The sequence below is a fragment of the Acidobacteriota bacterium genome (assembly GCA_040754075.1).
GTDB lineage: Bacteria > Acidobacteriota > Blastocatellia > UBA7656 > UBA7656 > JBFMDH01.
Genome location: JBFMDH010000024.1, coordinates 50,431 through 70,673, shown reverse-complemented (window position 1 = coordinate 70,673; position 20,243 = coordinate 50,431). Strand labels below are relative to the sequence as shown.

The 20,243-nt window shown below is 47.2% G+C and carries 15 protein-coding genes; 6 read left to right on the top strand and 9 right to left on the bottom strand.

Annotation, left to right across the window (positions count from 1 at the left end; all coding sequences use genetic code 11):
- Window positions 1-16: 16 nt before the first annotated feature.
- On the bottom strand, window positions 17-970 hold the full coding sequence (locus tag AB1757_22290; GenBank protein ID MEW6129786.1) for a Gfo/Idh/MocA family oxidoreductase: 954 nt from the start codon (window positions 968-970) through the stop codon (window positions 17-19).
- Window positions 971-1,093: 123 nt separating this feature from the next.
- Here AB1757_22290 and AB1757_22285 point away from each other — a divergent pair, with 123 nt between their 5' ends.
- The gene (locus AB1757_22285; protein ID MEW6129785.1) at window positions 1,094-2,809 is read left to right on the top strand and encodes a glycosyltransferase family 39 protein; all 1,716 of its coding nucleotides are present in this window, start codon (window positions 1,094-1,096) and stop codon (window positions 2,807-2,809) included.
- A 28-nt stretch (window positions 2,810-2,837) separates the two neighbouring features.
- Here AB1757_22285 and AB1757_22280 read toward each other — a convergent pair whose 3' ends face one another.
- From AB1757_22280 to AB1757_22270, 3 genes are all read right to left on the bottom strand, one after another.
- Window positions 2,838-3,821 carry an alpha/beta hydrolase gene (locus tag AB1757_22280; GenBank protein MEW6129784.1) on the bottom strand — a complete coding sequence of 328 codons (984 nt, stop codon included), beginning with the start codon at window positions 3,819-3,821 and terminating at the stop codon, window positions 2,838-2,840.
- Between the two features lie 160 nt (window positions 3,822-3,981).
- Complete coding sequence (locus AB1757_22275; GenBank protein ID MEW6129783.1) at window positions 3,982-4,539, bottom strand: hypothetical protein; 558 nt, start codon at window positions 4,537-4,539, stop codon at window positions 3,982-3,984.
- Between the two features lie 60 nt (window positions 4,540-4,599).
- Window positions 4,600-5,157: a GTP cyclohydrolase gene (locus AB1757_22270; protein MEW6129782.1), complete on the bottom strand. Its 558-nt coding sequence runs from the start codon at window positions 5,155-5,157 to the stop codon at window positions 4,600-4,602.
- A gap of 317 nt (window positions 5,158-5,474) precedes the next feature.
- Here AB1757_22270 and AB1757_22265 point away from each other — a divergent pair, with 317 nt between their 5' ends.
- The gene (locus tag AB1757_22265) at window positions 5,475-6,587 is read left to right on the top strand and encodes a WD40 repeat domain-containing protein (protein ID MEW6129781.1); all 1,113 of its coding nucleotides are present in this window, start codon (window positions 5,475-5,477) and stop codon (window positions 6,585-6,587) included.
- 166 nt (window positions 6,588-6,753) lie between these two features.
- Here the strand turns inward: AB1757_22265 and adhP are convergent, their stop codons facing one another.
- A complete protein-coding gene (gene adhP / locus AB1757_22260; protein ID MEW6129780.1) occupies window positions 6,754-7,770 on the bottom strand; it encodes an alcohol dehydrogenase AdhP in 1,017 nt (338 codons plus the stop codon).
- Between the two features lie 250 nt (window positions 7,771-8,020).
- Here adhP and AB1757_22255 point away from each other — a divergent pair, with 250 nt between their 5' ends.
- Window positions 8,021-11,329 carry an amidohydrolase family protein gene (locus tag AB1757_22255; protein MEW6129779.1) on the top strand — a complete coding sequence of 1,103 codons (3,309 nt, stop codon included), beginning with the start codon at window positions 8,021-8,023 and terminating at the stop codon, window positions 11,327-11,329.
- A gap of 74 nt (window positions 11,330-11,403) precedes the next feature.
- Here the strand turns inward: AB1757_22255 and AB1757_22250 are convergent, their stop codons facing one another.
- From AB1757_22250 to AB1757_22240, 3 genes are all read right to left on the bottom strand, one after another.
- Window positions 11,404-12,159 carry an acetoacetate decarboxylase family protein gene (locus AB1757_22250; protein ID MEW6129778.1) on the bottom strand — a complete coding sequence of 252 codons (756 nt, stop codon included), beginning with the start codon at window positions 12,157-12,159 and terminating at the stop codon, window positions 11,404-11,406.
- Window positions 12,160-12,254: 95 nt separating this feature from the next.
- The gene (gene tyrS / locus AB1757_22245) at window positions 12,255-13,529 is read right to left on the bottom strand and encodes a tyrosine--tRNA ligase (GenBank protein MEW6129777.1); all 1,275 of its coding nucleotides are present in this window, start codon (window positions 13,527-13,529) and stop codon (window positions 12,255-12,257) included.
- 149 nt (window positions 13,530-13,678) lie between these two features.
- The gene (locus AB1757_22240; protein MEW6129776.1) at window positions 13,679-14,293 is read right to left on the bottom strand and encodes a hypothetical protein; all 615 of its coding nucleotides are present in this window, start codon (window positions 14,291-14,293) and stop codon (window positions 13,679-13,681) included.
- 37 nt (window positions 14,294-14,330) lie between these two features.
- Between AB1757_22240 and pruA the strand changes: the two genes are divergently transcribed.
- From pruA to AB1757_22225, 3 genes are all read left to right on the top strand, one after another.
- Window positions 14,331-15,884, top strand: a complete 1,554-nt coding sequence (pruA, locus tag AB1757_22235; protein MEW6129775.1) for an L-glutamate gamma-semialdehyde dehydrogenase — start codon at window positions 14,331-14,333, stop codon at window positions 15,882-15,884.
- 89 nt (window positions 15,885-15,973) lie between these two features.
- Complete coding sequence (locus AB1757_22230; GenBank protein MEW6129774.1) at window positions 15,974-17,788, top strand: hypothetical protein; 1,815 nt, start codon at window positions 15,974-15,976, stop codon at window positions 17,786-17,788.
- A 199-nt stretch (window positions 17,789-17,987) separates the two neighbouring features.
- Entirely contained in the window at window positions 17,988-18,440 is a 453-nt protein-coding gene (locus tag AB1757_22225; protein ID MEW6129773.1) for a hypothetical protein, read from the top strand.
- A 180-nt stretch (window positions 18,441-18,620) separates the two neighbouring features.
- Here AB1757_22225 and AB1757_22220 read toward each other — a convergent pair whose 3' ends face one another.
- Window positions 18,621-20,192, bottom strand: a complete 1,572-nt coding sequence (locus AB1757_22220) for a trypsin-like peptidase domain-containing protein (GenBank protein ID MEW6129772.1) — start codon at window positions 20,190-20,192, stop codon at window positions 18,621-18,623.
- Window positions 20,193-20,243: the final 51 nt, after the last annotated feature.

The following is a 20,243-nucleotide window of genomic DNA, read 5'->3' as shown; positions in this document are numbered from 1 at the left end:
AAACTTCCTGTTCAATTTATCCGACAAAAGGAATACCGATTTTTTCGGCGTGTTCTTTGATTTTTTCGACGATGCCGATTGCCAGTTGGAGAGCGTTTTTACCATCTTGTCCGCTGGTGATGACTGGCGCACCATCAACCGCATTTAAGAAAGATTGGATTTCGAGTTTGAGCGGTTCTTCGCGTTCCACCGCAAGCGCGCGGAAACCGAAGTCGGGTTTTCCGCCAGATGAATAATCCACTTTGACCATGCTGGCTTCCTGCGCCGCATAATCTATCGACACATATTGCGAGGGCTGAAAAAATCTTAATTTTCTGACCCTTTCGGCAGAGACCCGGCTGGCGGTTAAATTGGCAACACAGCCATTGGCAAATTCGATTCGCGCATTGGCAATATCAATTTTCGGAGTAAGAATCGGTATGCCCGCGGCACGGATTTCCACAACTTCACTTTTAACCATCGATAAGATGACATCGAGGTCATGAATCATCAAATCCATGACCACATCAATATCCAGACTTCGCGGGGTAAACAGGCTCAACCGATGGCCTTCAAAAAATCTCGGCTGGGTGACCACTTGACTTGCAGCAATCACCGCCGGATTGAACCTTTCCAAGTGACCAATTTGTAAGACCCGATTATTTTCTCTGGCAGTTTTCAGGATTTCTTCGGCTTCTTCGAGAGTGCGTGAAATCGGCTTTTCGATTAAAACTGCGATACCGGCTTTTAAAAAATCACAGGCAATCGCTTTGTGGGTGAGGGTTGGAGTAGCAAGACTCACCGCATCAACTGTGCCAATTAACTCGCGGTAATCGCTGAAATAATCGACCTGATATTTTTCAGCGATGGGCTTGCCGATGGCTTCATTAATATCACAAACAGCTTTTAAACTGACGTCGGGAAGTTCGCTGTAGACTCTGGCATGATTTTGTCCGAAACTTCCGGTGCCGATGACTGCGACTCGTTTCATGAAAAACTCCAGTCCTTTCTGGTGAAATTGAAAAATATAAGTAGTAATGATTCAGGTTGATTAAATCAGAATTGCGTCGCCCATTGCCCTGCTTTATCATCATCCATCTGTAAACAACCTCGCATGATTTTAAAATTAAAAAATTTTCTCAATGATTTCCTTGCAAAGCCTGAGCAATCGGAAACCAAAGGTCAAATAATAAAAGACCAGTCTTACACGAACAAGGAGTTCATTTCTTACCTGAGCATTTTATTCACACTTTGCCTGGTTGCTTTTTTCTTTGCCGCCAGCCGTTTTGCATTGCTGGGACCGGATGAACCCCGATACGCAGAGGTTGCGCGTGAAATGTTCGTATCCGGTGAGTATATCTCAACGCGACTTTGTGGTTGTTTATGGTTTGAAAAACCGGCGCTGGTTTATTGGATGATTGCGGCATCCTATCACCTTTTCGGAGTTAGTGAGTTTGCCGCGAGATTTCCCGCCGGATTATCTGCAACGCTGGCGACCCTGACGATTTTCTGTACGCTGACACGCACCGTATCCCTGAAATGGGCTATGGGAGCCGGTTTGATGTTACTAACGAGTGGTATCTTTATCGGTTATGCGCACGCTGCCACGCCCGATATGGTGTTGACCGCAACCATGAGCGTTGCAATATTAACGACCTATGTCGCCACTTCAAATTTTGTCCGCTCTCGATTTTGGTTAATGACCCTGAGTTTTGCCGCTATCGGGTTGGCATTCATGGCAAAAGGTCTGGTCGGCATCGTTTTAACCTTCGGCATCTTGTTTCTGTTTTTATGGCTGACCGGCAGGTGGCGTTTACTGAGAATTAACTATCTGATGATTGGTCTATTGGTTTTCTTTGCGGTATCCGCGACCTGGTATTTACCTGTGACCTTAAAACATGGCTGGCATTTTATTGATGAGTTTTTCATTCAGCATCATTTCCAACGCTATATCAAAGATGTCTTCGGGCATCCGCAACCGATTTACTTTTTCGCAGTGATTGCTTTCGTCGGCGTACTCCCCTGGTCGGGATTTTTTATTCCGGCTATCGTCAGACTCAAAAATCTTCGTCCCCGCATTGATGAAGAAAATTCATTACTGACGCTGGCTTGGATATGGGCGCTCATTCCTTTACTGTTTTTCTCGCTTTCGGAATCAAAGCTGCCGGGCTATATTCTTCCGGTTTTTCCTGCCCTGGCAATCATCCTCGGCAAATCATTTGCAGATTACTGGACGAAGCCTGCCACCGGTTTATTAAAAATAACCGCCTGGTTGACCGCGATTTTACTGGTGAGTTTATCAGTCGGTTTTGTCGGGTATTTGCGGACAATTCCGATTTCGTCATCTCCAATAACTTTGATTATCGCTGCAATCCCGATAGGTTTAGCCTTAATTGGTGTCGTTGGTTTGGCACTGGGGAAAAAAGCTTACCTATTATTTACTTCGATTGCTGTGATTTTGGGTTTGATTATCAGCGCGGGAATTATCTTACCTCCATATCTTAATGAAAGTGTCAGTTTGAAAAGGCTATCGCTGGATGCGGCAGAATCATTAAACGCGGATGAAAAAATTGCTTATTACATCCTAAAAGACTTTGCGGCGGTTTTTTACGCCGAAGGCCGTGTGGTCTGCAAAAACGGGGAAATCCTCAATGCCTTGAAAGAGGATGCTTTGATTGAAGAATTAAAAAGCCATCACCGCTTAATCATCATCACCAGAGAACGTTGGTTGACCGGATTAAAAAATCGCCCGGAAATACAGATGGAACCGATTTCTCAACAGGGTGAATATTATGCGTTGCGTGTGCAGTTGCAGAAGGAAAAACCGTGACCGGTTGAATTTTCCGGTCACGGATGAGTTATTTTTTCGGTGCGGTTGTCGGTATCGCTGCCTGAAAGAATTTCACCACGCGCTCATCATAAGCTGCCGATTCAGTGGTATAGAGTCGCTCTTGCCGGGTTTTTTCAACTTCAATGATCTCTTTCTGTCCTTTGGTTTCGTCAAATATTTCTTTGGTTAATAAATCGGTTGGCGAACCGGTCTTTCCGTGAATAAATAAAAATCTTCGGTTTGATGAAAGCCTGACCGATTCAATGACATCCGATTTGTCATCCTTGGTCATAAAGTATGCCTGTGAAGTTAGTCCGAGAACTTCTTTGGTCAAGCTGTAATCAGCCAGTCCCTTGACCATCGAATTATTGCCGCCGATGACATATTTTAATCGGTAATTGATAAATTGTTCGACGCTGGGAAATGGGGAATCAACGGCAACGGCTTTAATAGCGGGGTCTTCATCCGAAGCCGCCAGTGTCGCATACCCGCCAAGGTCAACGCCGTACAAACCGATGCGACCGTCATTCAACTCTTCACCGGATTTTGAAGTTAAGCCCTTGAGGAATTTGATTGCCGAAATCAAATCGTCCTTTTCATACATTCCGAAACCGGATTTATTCACTGGGCTTTCACCATGCCCGCGCATATCGTAAAGCAAAACGTGATAACCGGCTTTGTACAATTCAACGCTCAGGGTCAGCAGGTCTGAACGGTTCGAGCTATATCCGTGCGTGAGAATGACGGCGGGCGCTACCCGATTCTGATTTAATAGCCAGCCCATGGCTTGTGTGCCATCGGCATTTTTCCATTTTTCATCCGACCAAACCGGCTTTTGTAAAATAATTTGAAAATCTCTCGGCGACCCCGTCAATTCATTTTTAGGCGGATGAGCCAGATGATGAATCAAATAGAAACTCAACCCGAAAACACCAACAAATAAAACGAGTACGGCGGGTATAAACACCCACAGGACACGTTTAAAAATCAGTTTTTTATTCAGCGTTGCCATATTCTCTCAACCATTTCGGGGCAGGTTTTCCGGGAGGGGCAAGAAGGTTGGTTTATGGTGAAATGCTTACACCAATACCACGGGTTGAGTATAAGCGATGAGGGGATGAATTCAATAGTTTTTGTGGATGATTGCAGGTAAAAGCTTTCCGTGAACACGATTATTCGTTTAGTGCTTCTTTAACCAAATCATCAAACATCGGCAACAAATCACTGGCATATTGTTGCAGATAATTACGAACCCGTTTCACATCGGCACCGACTTTAATGAGTTCAATGACATCAACCAAATCTTTGCGACGGTTGGCAACGAGTTTCATATAAATTAACGCCTCAATGGGTACGATGGCTAATCCCGAATCGAGCGGCGGATGATTCAATACTTCTTCCAATTGGTTACCAATCGCTACAGGCGACAGATAATCTATACGAATGCCATTCACTTCGATAGGAACGCCGGGTTTGAATGCCACCAACAACCCTTGATGCTCAAAAGCCTCATCACCGACTAAAAAAAACACATCGACGGTTGTCCCGATATAGCCGTGAGCGCCGACTGCCAGCCCTCCGGCTAAAGCATACCGAATACCGAGGTGGTTTAACTGTTCGGCTGTTTTAATGGCGGCTTCGCGAATGCTAGGAGAGATAAAGTTAAATACCTGCTTAATGTCCATCTGATTCACCCGACGACGTGGAATTTGTGCATAGGACAATTGCATAAACAACCTCGGCATTCATTTCAACTTTTTGGGTGATGATTGTCAACCGTGTTAATCAATTTAATTTCGCTGCCGGGAAGACTGTTGTCGTTTATTTTCAAATACCTCAAGCAGCCCAGGGTTTTCTATGGCTGAGATGTTTGTGGATTTAGTGCCAACCACCTGAATGCCAACTTTATTGAGGTCATCGGCTTTTTGCGGGTTATCGGTTAGCAAGGTAACGGATTTCACGCCGAGGTCTTTTAAAATTTCGGCGGCGCGTCGAAAATCTCGCGCCTCGCGTTTGAAGCCCACCTGCTCATAGGCATCAGCTTGCCCGATGCCTTGTTCCTTTAATGGACGGGTTGCCAGCAATGCCAGATGCCCGTTGCCTTTGCCTTCCTGGTCGAGCCAGATCACCACACCTTTTCCTTCCCGCTCAATCCAAAACTGCGACATCTCCATCTGTTCGCGGCAATCACATTCGATACTGTTAAACAGATGCGCTGACACACACGATGAATGAACCCGACATAAAATAGCTTCGCCATCGCGGACATCGCCCATCACGAGGGCGAGCGATTCTTTCTGTCCGTCATAGTAGAGAATTTCTACAACATCGCCAAATTTAGTTTTCAAATTTCCTTCTGCAAGTCTTACGATCATCAACTACCTCTCAATTTTTCTCAATCAATAACTCGAACTCGCCTGCGTTGTACCTGCTTCATTTTGCTGATGGCGAATTTGCCGAAAAATACCAGATGGACAAATGCTACCGGGAAAGCAAAATTTCCGATGGCTTTACCCGTAGGGTTCGCAGTATTCCTGATGCGTGGCGTCTGGCTCGCTTTTCGCTGAAACCTCTTTTACCACAACCACGTACCTGTTTATTCGCATCGCAAATTTCCCAATCAGCCAAACCAATTTAGAAAGGTTAATCATTATACGGAATGAGTGTGTCAGGAAAAACCGTTCCGTTAAAAATAAGTATGCAAACTGAAACGAAAAAAATGATTAGGAAGAGAAGGACGACCACCATTGTCATGGCTTTCCTGGTATTGACTGCTGCGCTTTTTTACTTTCTGGTATGGAAAAAGCCCATTCAAGTTGACAGTGAAATGATAAAACACCATTTAACTTTTTCTGCTCATGCAAATGTGGTTTGGAAAGTCGAGTTCAGCCCTGACGGTGAACTACTCGCGAGCGCCAGCGTTGATAACACAGCTAAAATCTGGCGAAAACAAGATGGTCAAGTCATCCACACGCTCAATCATCCTATGGGGGTCACAGCCTTAGCCTTTAGCCCGGATGGCAGGTATCTGGCGACGGGCAGCTATGATTCAAATGTAAGAGTTTGGCGGGTAGCAGATGGTGAACTGCTTAAAACTTTTTCAGGGCATTTAAAGGCGGTGTGGACGGTTGCCTTCAGTCCAGACGGAAAAAGCCTTGCCAGCGGCAGCGAAGACAGCGCCATTAGAATATGGGATGTTGAGCGCGATAATTTATTACGAACCCTTGAAGGGCACTCGCTTAATATCTGGTCAGTCGCCTTCAGCCCTGACGGCAACCAACTGGCAAGCGGAAGTTTCGATAAGACAATAAAAATCTGGAAGGTAGCCGACGGTAAGCTAATCAGAACCCTTAACCAGCATTCAGAGGCTGTTTTAAGTGTTGGGTTCAGTAAAGACGGGCGATATTTGGTCAGTGGTAGTGATGATTCAACCGCAAGACTTTGGAATGTCGAGGATGGAAGTTTGATACGCACTTTTTCGGGGGATTCTGAACATATTTATTCGGTTGCGTTAAGCCCTGACGGTAAATGGCTGGTTAGCGGTGGCAGGGATAAGAATGCGCTTGGCGAGTTCGTACAGAACCTGTTCGGCGCGTGGGAATCTAATAAATGGGTTACTGTTCGACTTTGGAATTTAGATGACGGTCGATTAGTTCATACCTTTGCGCATCATTCAAACGATGTATTCTCGGTGGTTTTTAGCTCTGATGGAAACTGGTTGGCAAGCGCAAGTGAGGACAAAACTGTGAGTGTCTGGCAATTGTCACCAATTGAATGAAACCGCCCAATCAAACCAATCAGCAATGGCGTTTTCACGCGATTCAAATTCATCATTGCCTGATTGGTTTGCCGTCGAGCGCAAGCCTTAAAGTTGCACATTATGGATAGAACATAGGCAAGTTCCACTTAAATAATTTCTTCAAACCAGGGGATACATTTACCAATTAAAATTTCAACACCACTCTCCCGGAAATTTTGCCTTGGCGCATCTCATCGAAAATTTCATTAATCGTTTCAACCGGGCGGGTTTCGATTTTACATTTCACCTTGCCGGTTGCCGCGAGGTTGAGTATTTCGCGTAAATCTTGGCGGGTTCCGACTGCTGAAGCGATCACCCGGGCTTCACGCGCCACCATCGCGATTGCCGGAAAAGTCAGCGATTCAGCCGGTAGCCCCACGACAACAATCGTCCCACCGGCTCTCAGGGAATAAAAAGCCGTATCATATGCCGCTTTGGCGGCGGAGGTGACGACCGCCACGTGCGCGCCGCCCAATTTCTGAATTGCAGGCGCGGTCTTTTCGGTCGCGGCATTTATCGTGTGAGTTGCGCCGAGGGCTTTGGCAAATTCCAGTTTCTCATCATTGACATCAACGGCAATGACCTCTCCACCCATCGCTTTGGCGATTTGCACGCCCAGATGCCCAAGCCCGCCAATGCCGAAAATGGCAACCCGCTGTCCCGGTTTAATCTGCGCGTGCTTTAACGCACGGTATACGGTCACGCCTGCGCAGAACAGCGGCGCGGCTTCTTCGGATGAAAGGTTGTCAGGAACTTTCAATGCATGCGAAGCTTTGGCAGTCATCAACTCGGCATACCCGCCATCAACCGTTGCGCCTGAAATCATCTGTTTCGGACACATATTTTCATTGCCTTCGAGACAGATTTCGCATTCGCCGCAAGCCCAGTGAATCCAGGCAACTCCAACGCGGTCGCCAACCTTGAGGTGTTCAACCGCGTCGCCCGTTGCAATCACCCGACCAACGACTTCGTGCCCTAAAATCAAAGGTTTTTTGACAATTTTATTCATCTGAGACCAGTCGCCTTCTGCCAGATGTAAATCCGAATGACACACGCCGCAGGCTTCAACTTTGATTAACACTTCATCGTCGGCGGGTTGCGGATTGGGCGCGTCTTCGATGACCAATGGGTCTTTGAATTCCTTAACGATTGCGGCTTTCATGAATGATTCTCCAAATTTAAAATAAAACGGCAGACGATTATAAACAGATAAAATGGTTTTCAAAAGCTGCGTGGATTGTTTATAGTTTCGCTCTCACAACCGAAATCATTAAAAACAATGGAACCCAGCCAATGGTTTTTCGGGTTGATTGAATTGCCGGAAGATTCGTTTCACTCACGCCGGATTTTTCCTGCGCATTCAATCGTTTCCCTAAAAACCCATGACCGTTGTTTCATCACAAGGAGGATGTATGCTCTGTTGCTCAAAGTTTCGCGCCTTTATCGCATTGCTGATGATGCTTGTAATCTCATTGCCACTTGCTTCTTTCGCTCAGGAAGAAAAGAAAGATGAGAAGAAAAAAGACGAAGAATTACCTTTAAAAGCCGAAAGCAAAGTTGAATTCACTACCGATGAGGGAACCTGGATGTCTCTGGATGTCTCTTCGGATGGTCAGTTAATCGTCTTTGATTTGCTCGGCGATATTTACACCTTGCCGATAAATGGCGGCGAAGCCAAACGCATCATCGGCGGAATGCCATTTGATTCTCAACCGAGGTTTTCGCCCGATGGTAAAAAAATCGTTTACATCAGCGACCGCAGCGGAGCGGAGAATTTGTGGATTTGTAATGTCGATGGCACTGACGCCAAACCGCTAACCAAAGGGCGCGGCAATCCGATGCAGATGTACGTGTCGCCTTCGTGGTCGCCTGATGGAAAATATGTCCTTGCATCGAAATCTGACCGCGGCATCGGAACGTTTCACGTTTATATGTATCACGTTGATGGTGGCACGGGCATCAGCGTAGGCACACCGCCGCCACCTCCGCCGCAACCCGGACAGCCTGCCACCGGAGGTCCCGCATTAAATAAAATGGGCGCGGTTGCTTCTTCCGATGGCAAATACATTTTCTGGGCGCAACGTGTAGGTCCGTTTAATTACAACGCACAGTTTCCCATGTGGCAGGTGGTTCGGTTTGATCGTGATACCAGTGAAACCGCAACCATCACCAATGCGCAGGGAAGCGCCATGCGACCGATGGTTTCACCCGATGGTAAAAATCTGGTTTATGCCACGCGGTATGAAACCAAGACCGCATTGCGGGTGCGCAACCTCGAAACCAATCAGGAACGCTGGTTGATTAACAATGTCACGCGCGACGATCAGGAATCCCGCGCCACCCGCGACGTTTTTCCGGGTTATGCGTTTATGCCGGATGGCAAATCGTTAATCGTTCCGGTTGACGGAAAAATTAAGCGTGTGGATTTCGCTACGGGGCAGGCGACCACCATTCCATTTAACGCACAGGTTGCCGTAGACATTGCGCCGCGCTTGCATTTCAACTACCGGGTTGATGACAGCCCGAATGTCAGAGCCAGATTGATTCGCTACCCGACCATGTCGCCGGATGGCAAACGTCTGGCGTTTACCGCATTCAATAAAATCTACGTAATGGATTTGCCAGGCGGCACGCCGAAACGCCTGACCAATTTGACGGTCGGCGAATTTATGCCCGCGTGGTCGCCGGATGGCAATCGCATCGCCTTCGTCACCTGGTCAAGCACCGGGGGGCATATTTTCAGCGTGAATGCCGGTGGCGGGACGCCACAGCAATTATCCCCAAACCCTGCCTATTACGCTTATCCGGTCTATTCGCCCGACGGCTCGAAAATTGTTTTCACATCTGGAGCGATTGATGACCAGTTGTATGCAGACATCCGCGACAAAGACCATCAGTTTTTATCCGAAGAAGAAGCGGTTTTACATGGTCATCAGGACGGTGAGATAACCGGCGTTGGTGGCAACACAGCTTCGGATTTGCGCTATATCCCATCGGGTGGTGGCGCATCAACCTTGATTTCATCAACCCAAGGCGGACGCTATCCGCATTTTAGTCGTGACCCGAACCGGGTTTTTCTGACGACCTTCAACGGCACGTTGGTTTCGGTTCGTCTGGATGGGTTGGATCGACGACCGATTTTAAAAGTCGATGGCACAGGGATGCCGCCCAATCCTGCCTCTGCAAGTATGATTAAAATTTCGCCGGATGGCGGTCAGGCGTTTGTTGATTTACAAGGCAAACATTATCTGGTAACCATTCCTAAAGCCGGTAAAGAGACCGTCAACGTCAACATTCAAGGGGGTACTGCGCCATCTTCTGTCCCAGTGAAAAAAATGTCGCTCGAAGGCGGCGATTATCTCGCCTGGTCTTCGGATGGCAAAACCGTTACCTGGTCTTGGGGGGCAACTTTCTATCGCCAGAATATCAGCGCCGATAAACCTGAAACCTTCAACATCGCTGTTGAACAACCGCGCGCCAAAAATACCGGCACTGTCGTTTTAAGCGGCGCAAAAATCGTCACCATGAAAGGCGATGAAGTTATTGATAAAGGCGACATCGTCATCACCGACAATCGCATCACCGCGCTCGGCGCGAAAGGTAAAGTGCAAATTCCTGCGGGCGCGAAAATCATTGACGTGACCGGTAAAACCATCACGCCGGGTTTCGTTGACGTTCACGCGCATATGTGGCCGCCGCGTGATGTACATCAAACTCAGGTCTGGCAATATCTCGCTAATCTCGCGTATGGCGTCACCACGACTCGCGACCCGCAAAGCGCGACCACAGACATATACGCTTATGCGGATATGGTTGAAACCGGCGAAATCCTTGGCCCACGAATTTATACAACCGGACCCGGGGTGTTTTCAGGTTCCGGTTTGACCGATAAAGACGCGACTTTCGCATACATCAAACGCTACAGAGAGGCTTATAAAACCGATACCTTGAAGGAATATGTCGTAGGTGACCGCATCGTTCGGCAATGGGTGGCGATGGCTTGCAAAGAGTATCAAATCACCCCGACTACCGAAGGCGCATTGGATATGAAGCTTGATTTGTCGCAAATGATTGACGGATTCAGCGGCAATGAACACGCGCTGCCCATTCAACCGCTTTACAAAGATGTCGCGATGTTTGTTGCCAAATCGCAAACCTACTATACGCCGACAACCCTGGTGGCTTATGGCGCGCCGTGGAGTGAAAATTTTTACTTTGAAACCACAGACCCGCTACACAATCAAAAGCTGCGCCGGTTCATTCCGCGTGAGTTGGTCGATTCGATGATGCGTCGGCGCGGGCAATGGTTTGCGCCCGAAGAGTATGGGCATCAAGGCATCGCCAAAGGTGTTGCGGCGGTAGTTAAAGCCGGAGGTCGCGCTTGTCTTGGTGGACACGGGCAGATGCAGGGCATCGGTTGTCATTGGGAAATCTGGAATTTGCAATCGGGTGGACTGACGCCGCACGAGGCATTGAAAGTCGCAACCATTTTTGGCGCTGAAGCCATCGGCTTGAATCAGGATGTCGGGTCACTTGAAGTCGGAAAGCTTGCCGATTTGGTGATTTTCGATAAAGACCCGCTCTCGGATATTCGCAACACCAATACGATTCGGATGGTGATGAAGAACGGTGAATTGTTCGATGGTGATACTTTGGATTGCATCTATCCCAAGGTCAAAAAATTAGACGAGCAATACTGGTGGAGAAATGACCCGCGATAAATAAAGAGTTGAGCAAGCGGTCTTTGACCGCGCTTAGGTCGATCAATAAGCGCGAGGGATTAAAGCTCTCGCGCTTATTTTAATTCTTCCAAAATCCTTATGGTTTCGGGATAAAAATCATCGAGCGTTCCATAAAGCGCGGCTTGAAAATTAATTGGTTGGAGTCGCGCAATCGGGTCATCACCCGCATCAATGAAGCGAAACTCTCCACTACCGGCTTTGAAATCCAGGTTGGTCAACAGAGAGGTTGAGGTAAGAAAATAAGCTGCGTCACAACCTTTGCCATCAATCGTGGGAATTTCTTTGTATAGAATTATCGGCAGAAAATCGAGCGAGGCAATGGTGTCGCCGTCCACGCTTCCGGTGGCGCGAATGATTTCTTTACCATTTCGCGTTAATCTGGCTTCAATGCTGCCATTCGATTCGGTAATTTCTGTTTCGCCCAATACCGCAGGCCAGCCTTGCCCTTCGCGATAACAGGCGAGGCTGGCGTCGGTGCTGGTATACAGGTAAGGAACAAATTGTCCGAGGTAATCGCCATATCGCACTGGAATGCAGGGCATCGTAAAATTGTGAGCGCCCATTCCTGTGACCTCTGGACAGATAAAGAAACACATCACCACGACATTTCCCGGCAACGGTTCGAGTTCACGCGGCAAGACCTCTCTGATACTTGCTTCTTCGGCTTCATAAGCAATCATAAACACAATATCGCCGGTGTATTGATAGGGTGGCGGCGCATAGAGCGGTTTTAAAAAGGGTAAACCGCGCGGTTTATTTTTGGTGAGCAAAATATCGCCGCCGCGATAATTCATCTTCGTTTCGTTCATCGGATGCTCCTTTACCGTTGAGATAAAATTTAATCATCCTACGAAACCAAACAAACGAATGGATTCAAAAAGAGAGATGTTGGTTTTTGTTACCTTTATCCGATGACTTTTATCAAATGATATTGCTTTTGACCTTTCCGCAAAACCAGAAACTGGTTGTCAATAAAATCGGAACTGCTCACCCGTTTTTTTACATCGGTAAGGCGATGGTTATTGAGGTAAGCGCCGCCGCTTTCAACCAATCTTCGCGCTTCGCCTTTTGATGGGACAAGTTTCGATTGCGCGAATAAATCCACAATGCCGATTCCTTCACCCGCGAAATCATTGCGTTGAATTTCACTTGATGGAACGTCGTTGAAAATATCCAGAACCGCTTCAGCGCGTAAATCGGAAATATCACCGCCAAACAGGGCTTCAGAGGCTTTGATGGCATTGGCGAGTTCGGCTTCACCGTGAAGGGTTCGCGTGAGTTCCGAAGCCAAACGTTTTTGCGCTTCACGTTTTTCCGGCGCGGCTTGCATTGCGGCTGCGAGTTCGTTGATTTCTTCAATCGACAACCAGGTGAAATATTTCAAATAGGTAATGGTATCCGCGTCGGTAGTGTTCAGCCAGAATTGATAAAACCGGTATGGCGAGGTGAGTTTGCCATCCAGCCACACGGCACCGGCTTCGGTCTTGCCGAATTTCACGCCGGTCGATGTCGTCACCAACGGGAAGACGATGCCATAGGCTTTTGTCTGTTTGACGCGGCGAATCAAATCGATTCCGGCAATGATGTTGCCCCACTGGTCGCTACCGCCCATTTGCAATGTGCAATTGGATTTTTCATTGAGAACCAGAAAGTCATAGGCTTGCAGCAGGGAATAGCTGAACTCTGTAAACGAGATGCCCTCTTCTTTTTCGAGGCGACGTTTGACCGATTCTTTATCGAGCATTGAATTGACGGTGAAATGTTTTCCCACATCGCGCATGAAATCAATCATCGAAATCGAAGCCAGCCAGTCGGCATTGTTGATGATTTGCGCGGGGTTGGTTGCGCTCTCGAAATCCAGGAACAATTCCAGTTGTTTCTTTATGCCTTGCAAATTTTCTTCGACCAATTCTTTAGTGAGCAACAGACGTTCTTTGGCTTTGCCGCTGGGGTCGCCGATTAAACCTGTGCCCCCGCCGACAATGGCGATGGGTGTGTGTCCATATCTTTGCAAACGAGCCAGGCACATAATGGGCAGCAGCGAACCCACATGCAGACTTGCTGCAGTCGGGTCGAAGCCAATGTAGGCGGTCACTTTTTCACTGGTGACTTTTTCTTTAGCGCCTTCAGTAAAATCATAAATCAAACCTCTGGACTGGAGGTCATCAAACAAATTCATCGAACCGTTCTCCTTTTAACAACTGGCAGTTTTGAATAAAGAAGAAATGAAAGCACACCAAAGTAGGAAACGCAATCAATGGGAATTTCCAAATGAGATAAAGTGGATTGAATCGACGGGCTGAAAGTAGAATCAATCAGCCCGGCTGTTTATTGAGAAATCAGGTAAGGTTTAATTTCCGTGTATAATCCATCAGCCGCGCCGACGATATTTTTCAGATTGGCGATAAAATCTTCTGCGGTCAGGGTGTCAATTTTTCGTTCAACCCGCACAAACAAATCATCGTCGTTATCAAAACCGATTTTGGCGAAATCACGTTCGTGATTCAATTTCAAAAGTTTGTAAAGAAAGTCAGTTGAAAGCTTGAGATTTTTCTTGTTTGCCATGACCACGCCGATAACCACGACGCCCTGGTTGGTGGCGACCAACATTTCAAAATTCGGCATCGCTTCGCCTTTAGCTTGAACCACCCAGACTTCGTCGGCAGCCTGTTTGTATTGAAAGCCCGATTGTTTCAACCACTCGCCGACTTTGGTTGGCGCAGGTCTAAATGGTGTCGGGCTGGCGAAAGTTGAAAGACTGAAAAGCAATGTTGTTAAACAAATCACCAAGGTTTTTTGCGCGATACCGGTTTTCATCATTTCGACATTCTCCCACATAAATTTGAATATGCAACAGGTGATAATTAATTGCTCAAAGTTGAGCAAGAGTTTTATCTTGCGGCGTAGTTGACGCCAGAACAGGGCGATTGATACCTTTTTCATTCAGAGTCTCAGCACATTCAGAAAGGAAACAAAATCCATGCTACCTCCCTTTGCCAATGAACCGTTTACTAACTTTGCGGATGAACGCCATGCCGCTGCCATGCGTGAAGCCATTGCCCATGTTGAAACCCAACTCGGGCGTGAATATTCCCTGATAATCGGCGGCAACCGCTATACAACCGGCGATATGCTGATTTCGCCCAATCCATCGAACTTCAATGAAATCATCGGTAGTTGTCACAAAGCTGACATTGCGCTTGCCGATCAAGCGATGGATGAAGCCACTAAAGCCTTCAATGAATGGAAACGGGTGTCTGCCGAAGTTCGCGCACGAGTTTTACTGAAAGCCGCCGCGATTATGCGGCGTCGAAAGGCAGAGCTATCAGCATGGATTATTCTCGAAGTCGGTAAATCGTGGGCAGAGGCTGACGCAGATGTTGCCGAAGCCATTGATTTTGCCGAATTCTATGCCCGCGAAGCCATCCGTTATAGTCGCGGGCATGAATTAACCCCGTTGGCGGGTGAGCAAAATGAACTCTATTATATTCCGCTCGGCGTTGGCATCGTCATTCCCCCCTGGAATTTTCCATTGGCAATTATGGCGGGAATGACGATGGCGTCTGTGGTTACGGGCAACACGGTTATTTTAAAACCATCGAGTGACAGCCCGGTGATTGCTGCAAAATTCGTAGAGATTTTAGAAGAGGCAGGGCTGCCGCCCGGAGTAGTGAATTTTGTTCCCGGTAGCGGCGGACGCATCGGCGATTATCTGGTGGGCAACGCCCGCACTCGTTTCATCGCCTTCACCGGTTCCAAAGATGTCGGCTTGCATATCAATGAACTCGCGGCAAAAACCGCCGAAGGGCAATTATGGATAAAGCGTGTGGTCGCTGAAATGGGCGGTAAGGATACGATAGTGGTTGATGAAACGGCGAACCTAAATGACGTGGTTGATGGCGTGGTGGCTTCGGCATTTGGATTTTCCGGTCAGAAATGTTCAGCCTGTTCGCGTTTAGTTGTGGTCGAAGATGTTTATGATGAAGTGGTGGGTCGGGTAGCGGATCGCGCGGCGAAAATCAAAGTCGGTCCGACCAAAGACCAAACTAACTGGATGGGTCCGGTTGCCAGTAAAAGCGCCTATGAATCTATCACGAATTACATCGACATCGGTAAAGGGGAAGGGCAACTTAGAACCGGCGGCGTGCATGTCCCAGGATTGGAACAGGGGTGGTTTATTCAACCAACCGTGGTTTCCGAGGTTGACCCGATGGCGCGCATTTCTCAGGAAGAAATATTTGGCCCGGTTCTCGCGACCTTTAAAGCCAAGGATTTCAATCAGGCATTGAATATTGCCAATAACACACAGTTCGGACTGACTGGCGCAGTCTATTCAAATGTTCGGGCGAGGCTTGAACAGGCGCGACTCGATTTTCATGTTGGCAATCTTTATCTAAATCGCAAATGTACAGGCGCATTGGTAGACGTTCATCCGTTCGGGGGATTCAATATGTCCGGTACGGATTCAAAAGCCGGTGGACGGGATTATCTCTTGCTCTTTATGCAGGCGAAATCGGTATCCGAAAAGTGGTAACAATTTTATGTATGAGAGAACGAGACAAGTTTGTGTTCAGGTTTCGTTCTCATTTTGAACCCAATTTCAATCAGAAAAATTACGAAGTTATGAGAAGATTTTTTTACTTGTTGATTATCGCAGTGTTGTTACAACCCAATTTCAACGCGCAACAACCGCAACCTAAAACTGAAAGTAAACCACCAACAACAGCGAGTAAGCCGGCGCAGTCAGTGACCCAAACCGGCGGCAGCTACATCGTCCCGGCAGATGTCAATGTTCGATTAGAATCCGATGTTCGGACGTTTGTGGTGATGGCAGCAATCAATGCGGCGGGTTTTGACTATGAGCCAGGCGGGCAACCCCTGTCGCCGGCGCGCGCCGAACTCAGAAAAGACCTCGAAGGACGTGTTCCTGCGGATGTAAAGCAGAAATTAAAAGCTTTTTATCAGGCTAACCGGCGTCAGGGGGTAGATGAAGGCGCAGATGCAGCGCGTTATGCGGCGCTCAGTTTGATGATGAACCCGCCGCCTTCGTTCACGATTTATACACGTGAAGGCGTCAATGTGCCGGAAGATTTAAAAACCTTAATGCCATTTAGCGACCTGGTGCGCGAATTTTATATTCGCTCGAATATCAGAGAACTGGCGCAAAAATACCTGTCGGTTTCGGAAGCCTACGCCGCCGAATATCGCCGTCCGGTCGGGTCGTTGATTTTCCAGATTCTTGAATATTTCAAAGTGCGACCGGAAACCGTGGTTAATATGAAACCGTTGGTGTTGACTCAGGAGCAACAAGGGGCAAAGGTGAAAAAAGAGATTACGGTTGCCAGAACCCGCACACGTCAGGTGTTTATTGTTCCTGATCCACTGGCTTCATTGAATTCGGCGTTTGCGAGAGATGATTTATTAAATGCCCGTGAAGATTTATCGCGTCGTGTAGGCGATGATTATAACGTCGCTTTTGGTCCATCCAAATTTGTCAACCTGGATGCGATTCGCAATGCCTTGATTCGCTTTGTTATCGACCCGATGATTGAACGCAAACTCAAGACCTCGCTTGCTTACCGAGACCAGATGTTGAAGCTGGTGAAAAGTGTACCGTCAACCTCGAAAGAATTTCAGGCAAGCGTCTATCAAATCGTTCGCGAGTCATTGGCGCGGGCTGCGGCTGCGAGAATGAAGCGTAATAGTTCAAATTTATCCGACCCCTACACCGAAGATGAAGCGACCTATGATATTGCTCAGGCATATCTGAGTGGCGCGGTATTGGTGTTCCATTTCTATGAACAACTCAAAGGGTTGGAACAGGTCGGCATCGGAATTGAAGATTTTTACGATCAAATGCTGGCTACGGTGAAATGGGAGAGGGAAGAGAAACGCCCCGATGAGTTTATGGCAGCGGTCAATCGCGTGATGGCAGCAAGAAAGAAAGCCAGCGAAACCAGTTCATCGGTTGGCGAACCGGCGATGACTGCAATTGCGAAAAAAGTCATTGAATCGGATGACCTGATTCGCCAGAAACGGTTTGTTGAAGCGCGCGCGGTTTTGGAAGAGGTATTGGCTGCTGACCCGAAAAATGCCCGTGGACTTTATGGCATGGCGCGCATTATCAATCAATCGCTGAGCAAAGCCGAAGAGGATGCAAAATCCGATGAAAACGATATGATTCAGGCGCAGCATGACCGATTGGAAATGGCGATTAAACTTTATCGTCAGGCAATTGCTAATGCTTCGCCGGAAACCGAAAGATGGCTGATTCAATGGTGTCATGTTTTGATTGGTCGCATTTACGATTTTCAGGAATTTCGCAAAGATGCGCTCGAAGAATATGAGAAGGCGATTGCCCTTGGCGACAATATCCCTAACGGCGCATATAAAGAAGCGTTGGAAGGCAAACAAAAACCTTTCGGACAAAAGCAATAATCACACCGAAGTTTGAAGAAAATTGTTATAAAATTATTCTTCAAACTTCGGCAACTTGACTCCGCAAAAAACAATCCATATTATCTCACGCAGGTTTGAGGAAAAATCAATAGACTCTGCCCTGCGAATATTAATAAACAACCTCACAATAAAATACTCCTCACAAAAAATTTGAAATCATACATAGCGAGGTGAAGACATGGCTGTGAGTTTGCAACCCAGCAACTCTGCTGAAATTACGGTGGTCGCGGGTAATAAGTTGATGCTCAGAATTCGTGCAAGTGACCCGGCAGGCATCCAGAAAATTTATGTTCAATGCTTTCAATTCAGTGTTTCTAACACCAGTAAAGCAAAATTTGCCTATGGTGAAGTCCACATCCCGCCGGAAGCAATTTATCAATATTCGCTTTTTGAAATACCGGTTGAAATCCCGGAAAACGCTGCCCTCGGAAAATGGGGAATTCAGACCATTGAATTTACCAACGGGAGAGGCCATCGAACGGCTTTTTATCGCGGGCAAAGCAAATTTGATAACATTACCTTCGATGTGGTTTCTCCGCCGACCAAAGAAGATGAATTATTGAAATTCAGCGGTGTGGAAATTGCCAATTGGAATGATGAGAGTTCGCTGACCCTCAATCACAACTCTTAATTTTTATAAAACTAAAGTAAAGCCAAAATTTGGGTTTTTACGAAGTGGTATTTCAGATGAACTTTGAATTGAAAATGCTCTCCCAAAGTTCATCTGGAGTACCAAACTGTTACGCCGGTGGGTTTGCACATCCGCTAAAGAGGTTAGATAGCATTGCCGGGAATTGACCCTCCACAGAACTTACTGTTTCTGAAAAGCAAGGAGCAAGTCATAGGTGGCTTTGATGGGAACCCCAAAATTTGATCCGCCAAAACTTTGTCCGCCATCAGTCGGCGTCAAGATTGCTGAATTGATGGCAATCACTCTGCCTTCACGATCAAAAATCGGACTGCCGGAACCCCCTTCAGTCGTTTGGGCGCTGTGAACCAGCCGGTTCGGTAAAGCGTCAGTGACATTTCCGGTGGTCGTTAGCGGGCGAATCAATCCACGGCTGGCAAGTCCGACCGCCACATCTTCAGCCGACGCGCCGTGTTGACGCAATATTTCCCGGCGCATTCCTTCATCGTCTATGCGTTGTAAAAGCCCATCAACACCGGTCGGGTAACCGAGCACGACCACTGATTCACCGATAATTGAACGCGGATCATCCGTACTCATGGGAATTTCCGGCAAAGCGGTTTCGTCCTGTTCAAATGAACAGAGCGAAATATCATACTTATCCGAAGAGATAGCTTCTTTCAAATCAAACTCTTTTTTAATCGAAGGAAAGAATGCCGCGAGTTTATCCAGTTGGGGGCGCAGATTTGAACTTTGACTCAAGATGAGTTGCGCCACCGAATCGCTCGCCCAGGGCTTTACGATATGGCGATTGGTGGCAATCATTCCCTGTTTAATCACAAACCCGGTTCCGGTGTAATCAATCCGCACCGGTTCACCCGCGCCGTCTACGGATGCCAGCAGATTGCCATTTTTATCAATTGGCGCGCCGCTCGAATTATCTACGGTTTCATATTTCAAAACCTTGCCGGTGCCTTTTTCAACAAAGGTATAACTGCCGACAATCAAACAAACGCTCTGGCTGAATTGTTCGGCAATGCGTTGGGTAAATTGTCTGGATTGTTCGGTAATATCACGTAAACGTTTTATCTCATCCTGTTGCTCCTTGATGATTTCCTGATCCTGTAGGCGTGTAGTTTCCGATTTTTCCGCTTGCTTTCGCAAACTTTCAATCTGTGTGGTATTGCGATGAAGAATCAAAAAATTAAAAAAGATGATAAACAGTAAAATTAATGTCAGTATACCAACCGAACCCAGTCCGATGAGTTTGATTTTGCGTGGCACCTCAGCCCATAAACTGGCTGACAATTCTTTTACAAATAAGGTCGCAGTTAAGGGGTGTACGGGTTGCGGGGAGGGCGTCGGGTCTAATGCCCTGCGTCCCTGATGAACCAGACTGGCAGTCGAAAAATTTTCAGGCATTACCTGAAATAAAATACTGGCGCTCGATAGCCCGTGCCCGAAATGAATGGTGTCGCCATCCTGCAATTCGATGCCATTCATTTCCGGTGAAACCGGTTCCCCGTTTATCGTAATGGGAAAAAAATCGGTTTTATAACGGGGTATCAATTTAAGAATGTCGTTCGGCTCGTTAGTGATTTCTGCAATTAGCCCTTCAGGTAATAAACCACCTTCTTCGGCAACCAGCGTCAGGTCATAGGAGTCTGAGGTGCCGATGGAAACGGTTGATTGAGTAAAAATTCTGGTTTTGCCTTTTTCAGTTCCTGAAAGGAAAACGAACATCAAACGACTCATAATGATTTACCCTCTTGAAATTTGAATCATAGCATCGAAAAAACCGAAACT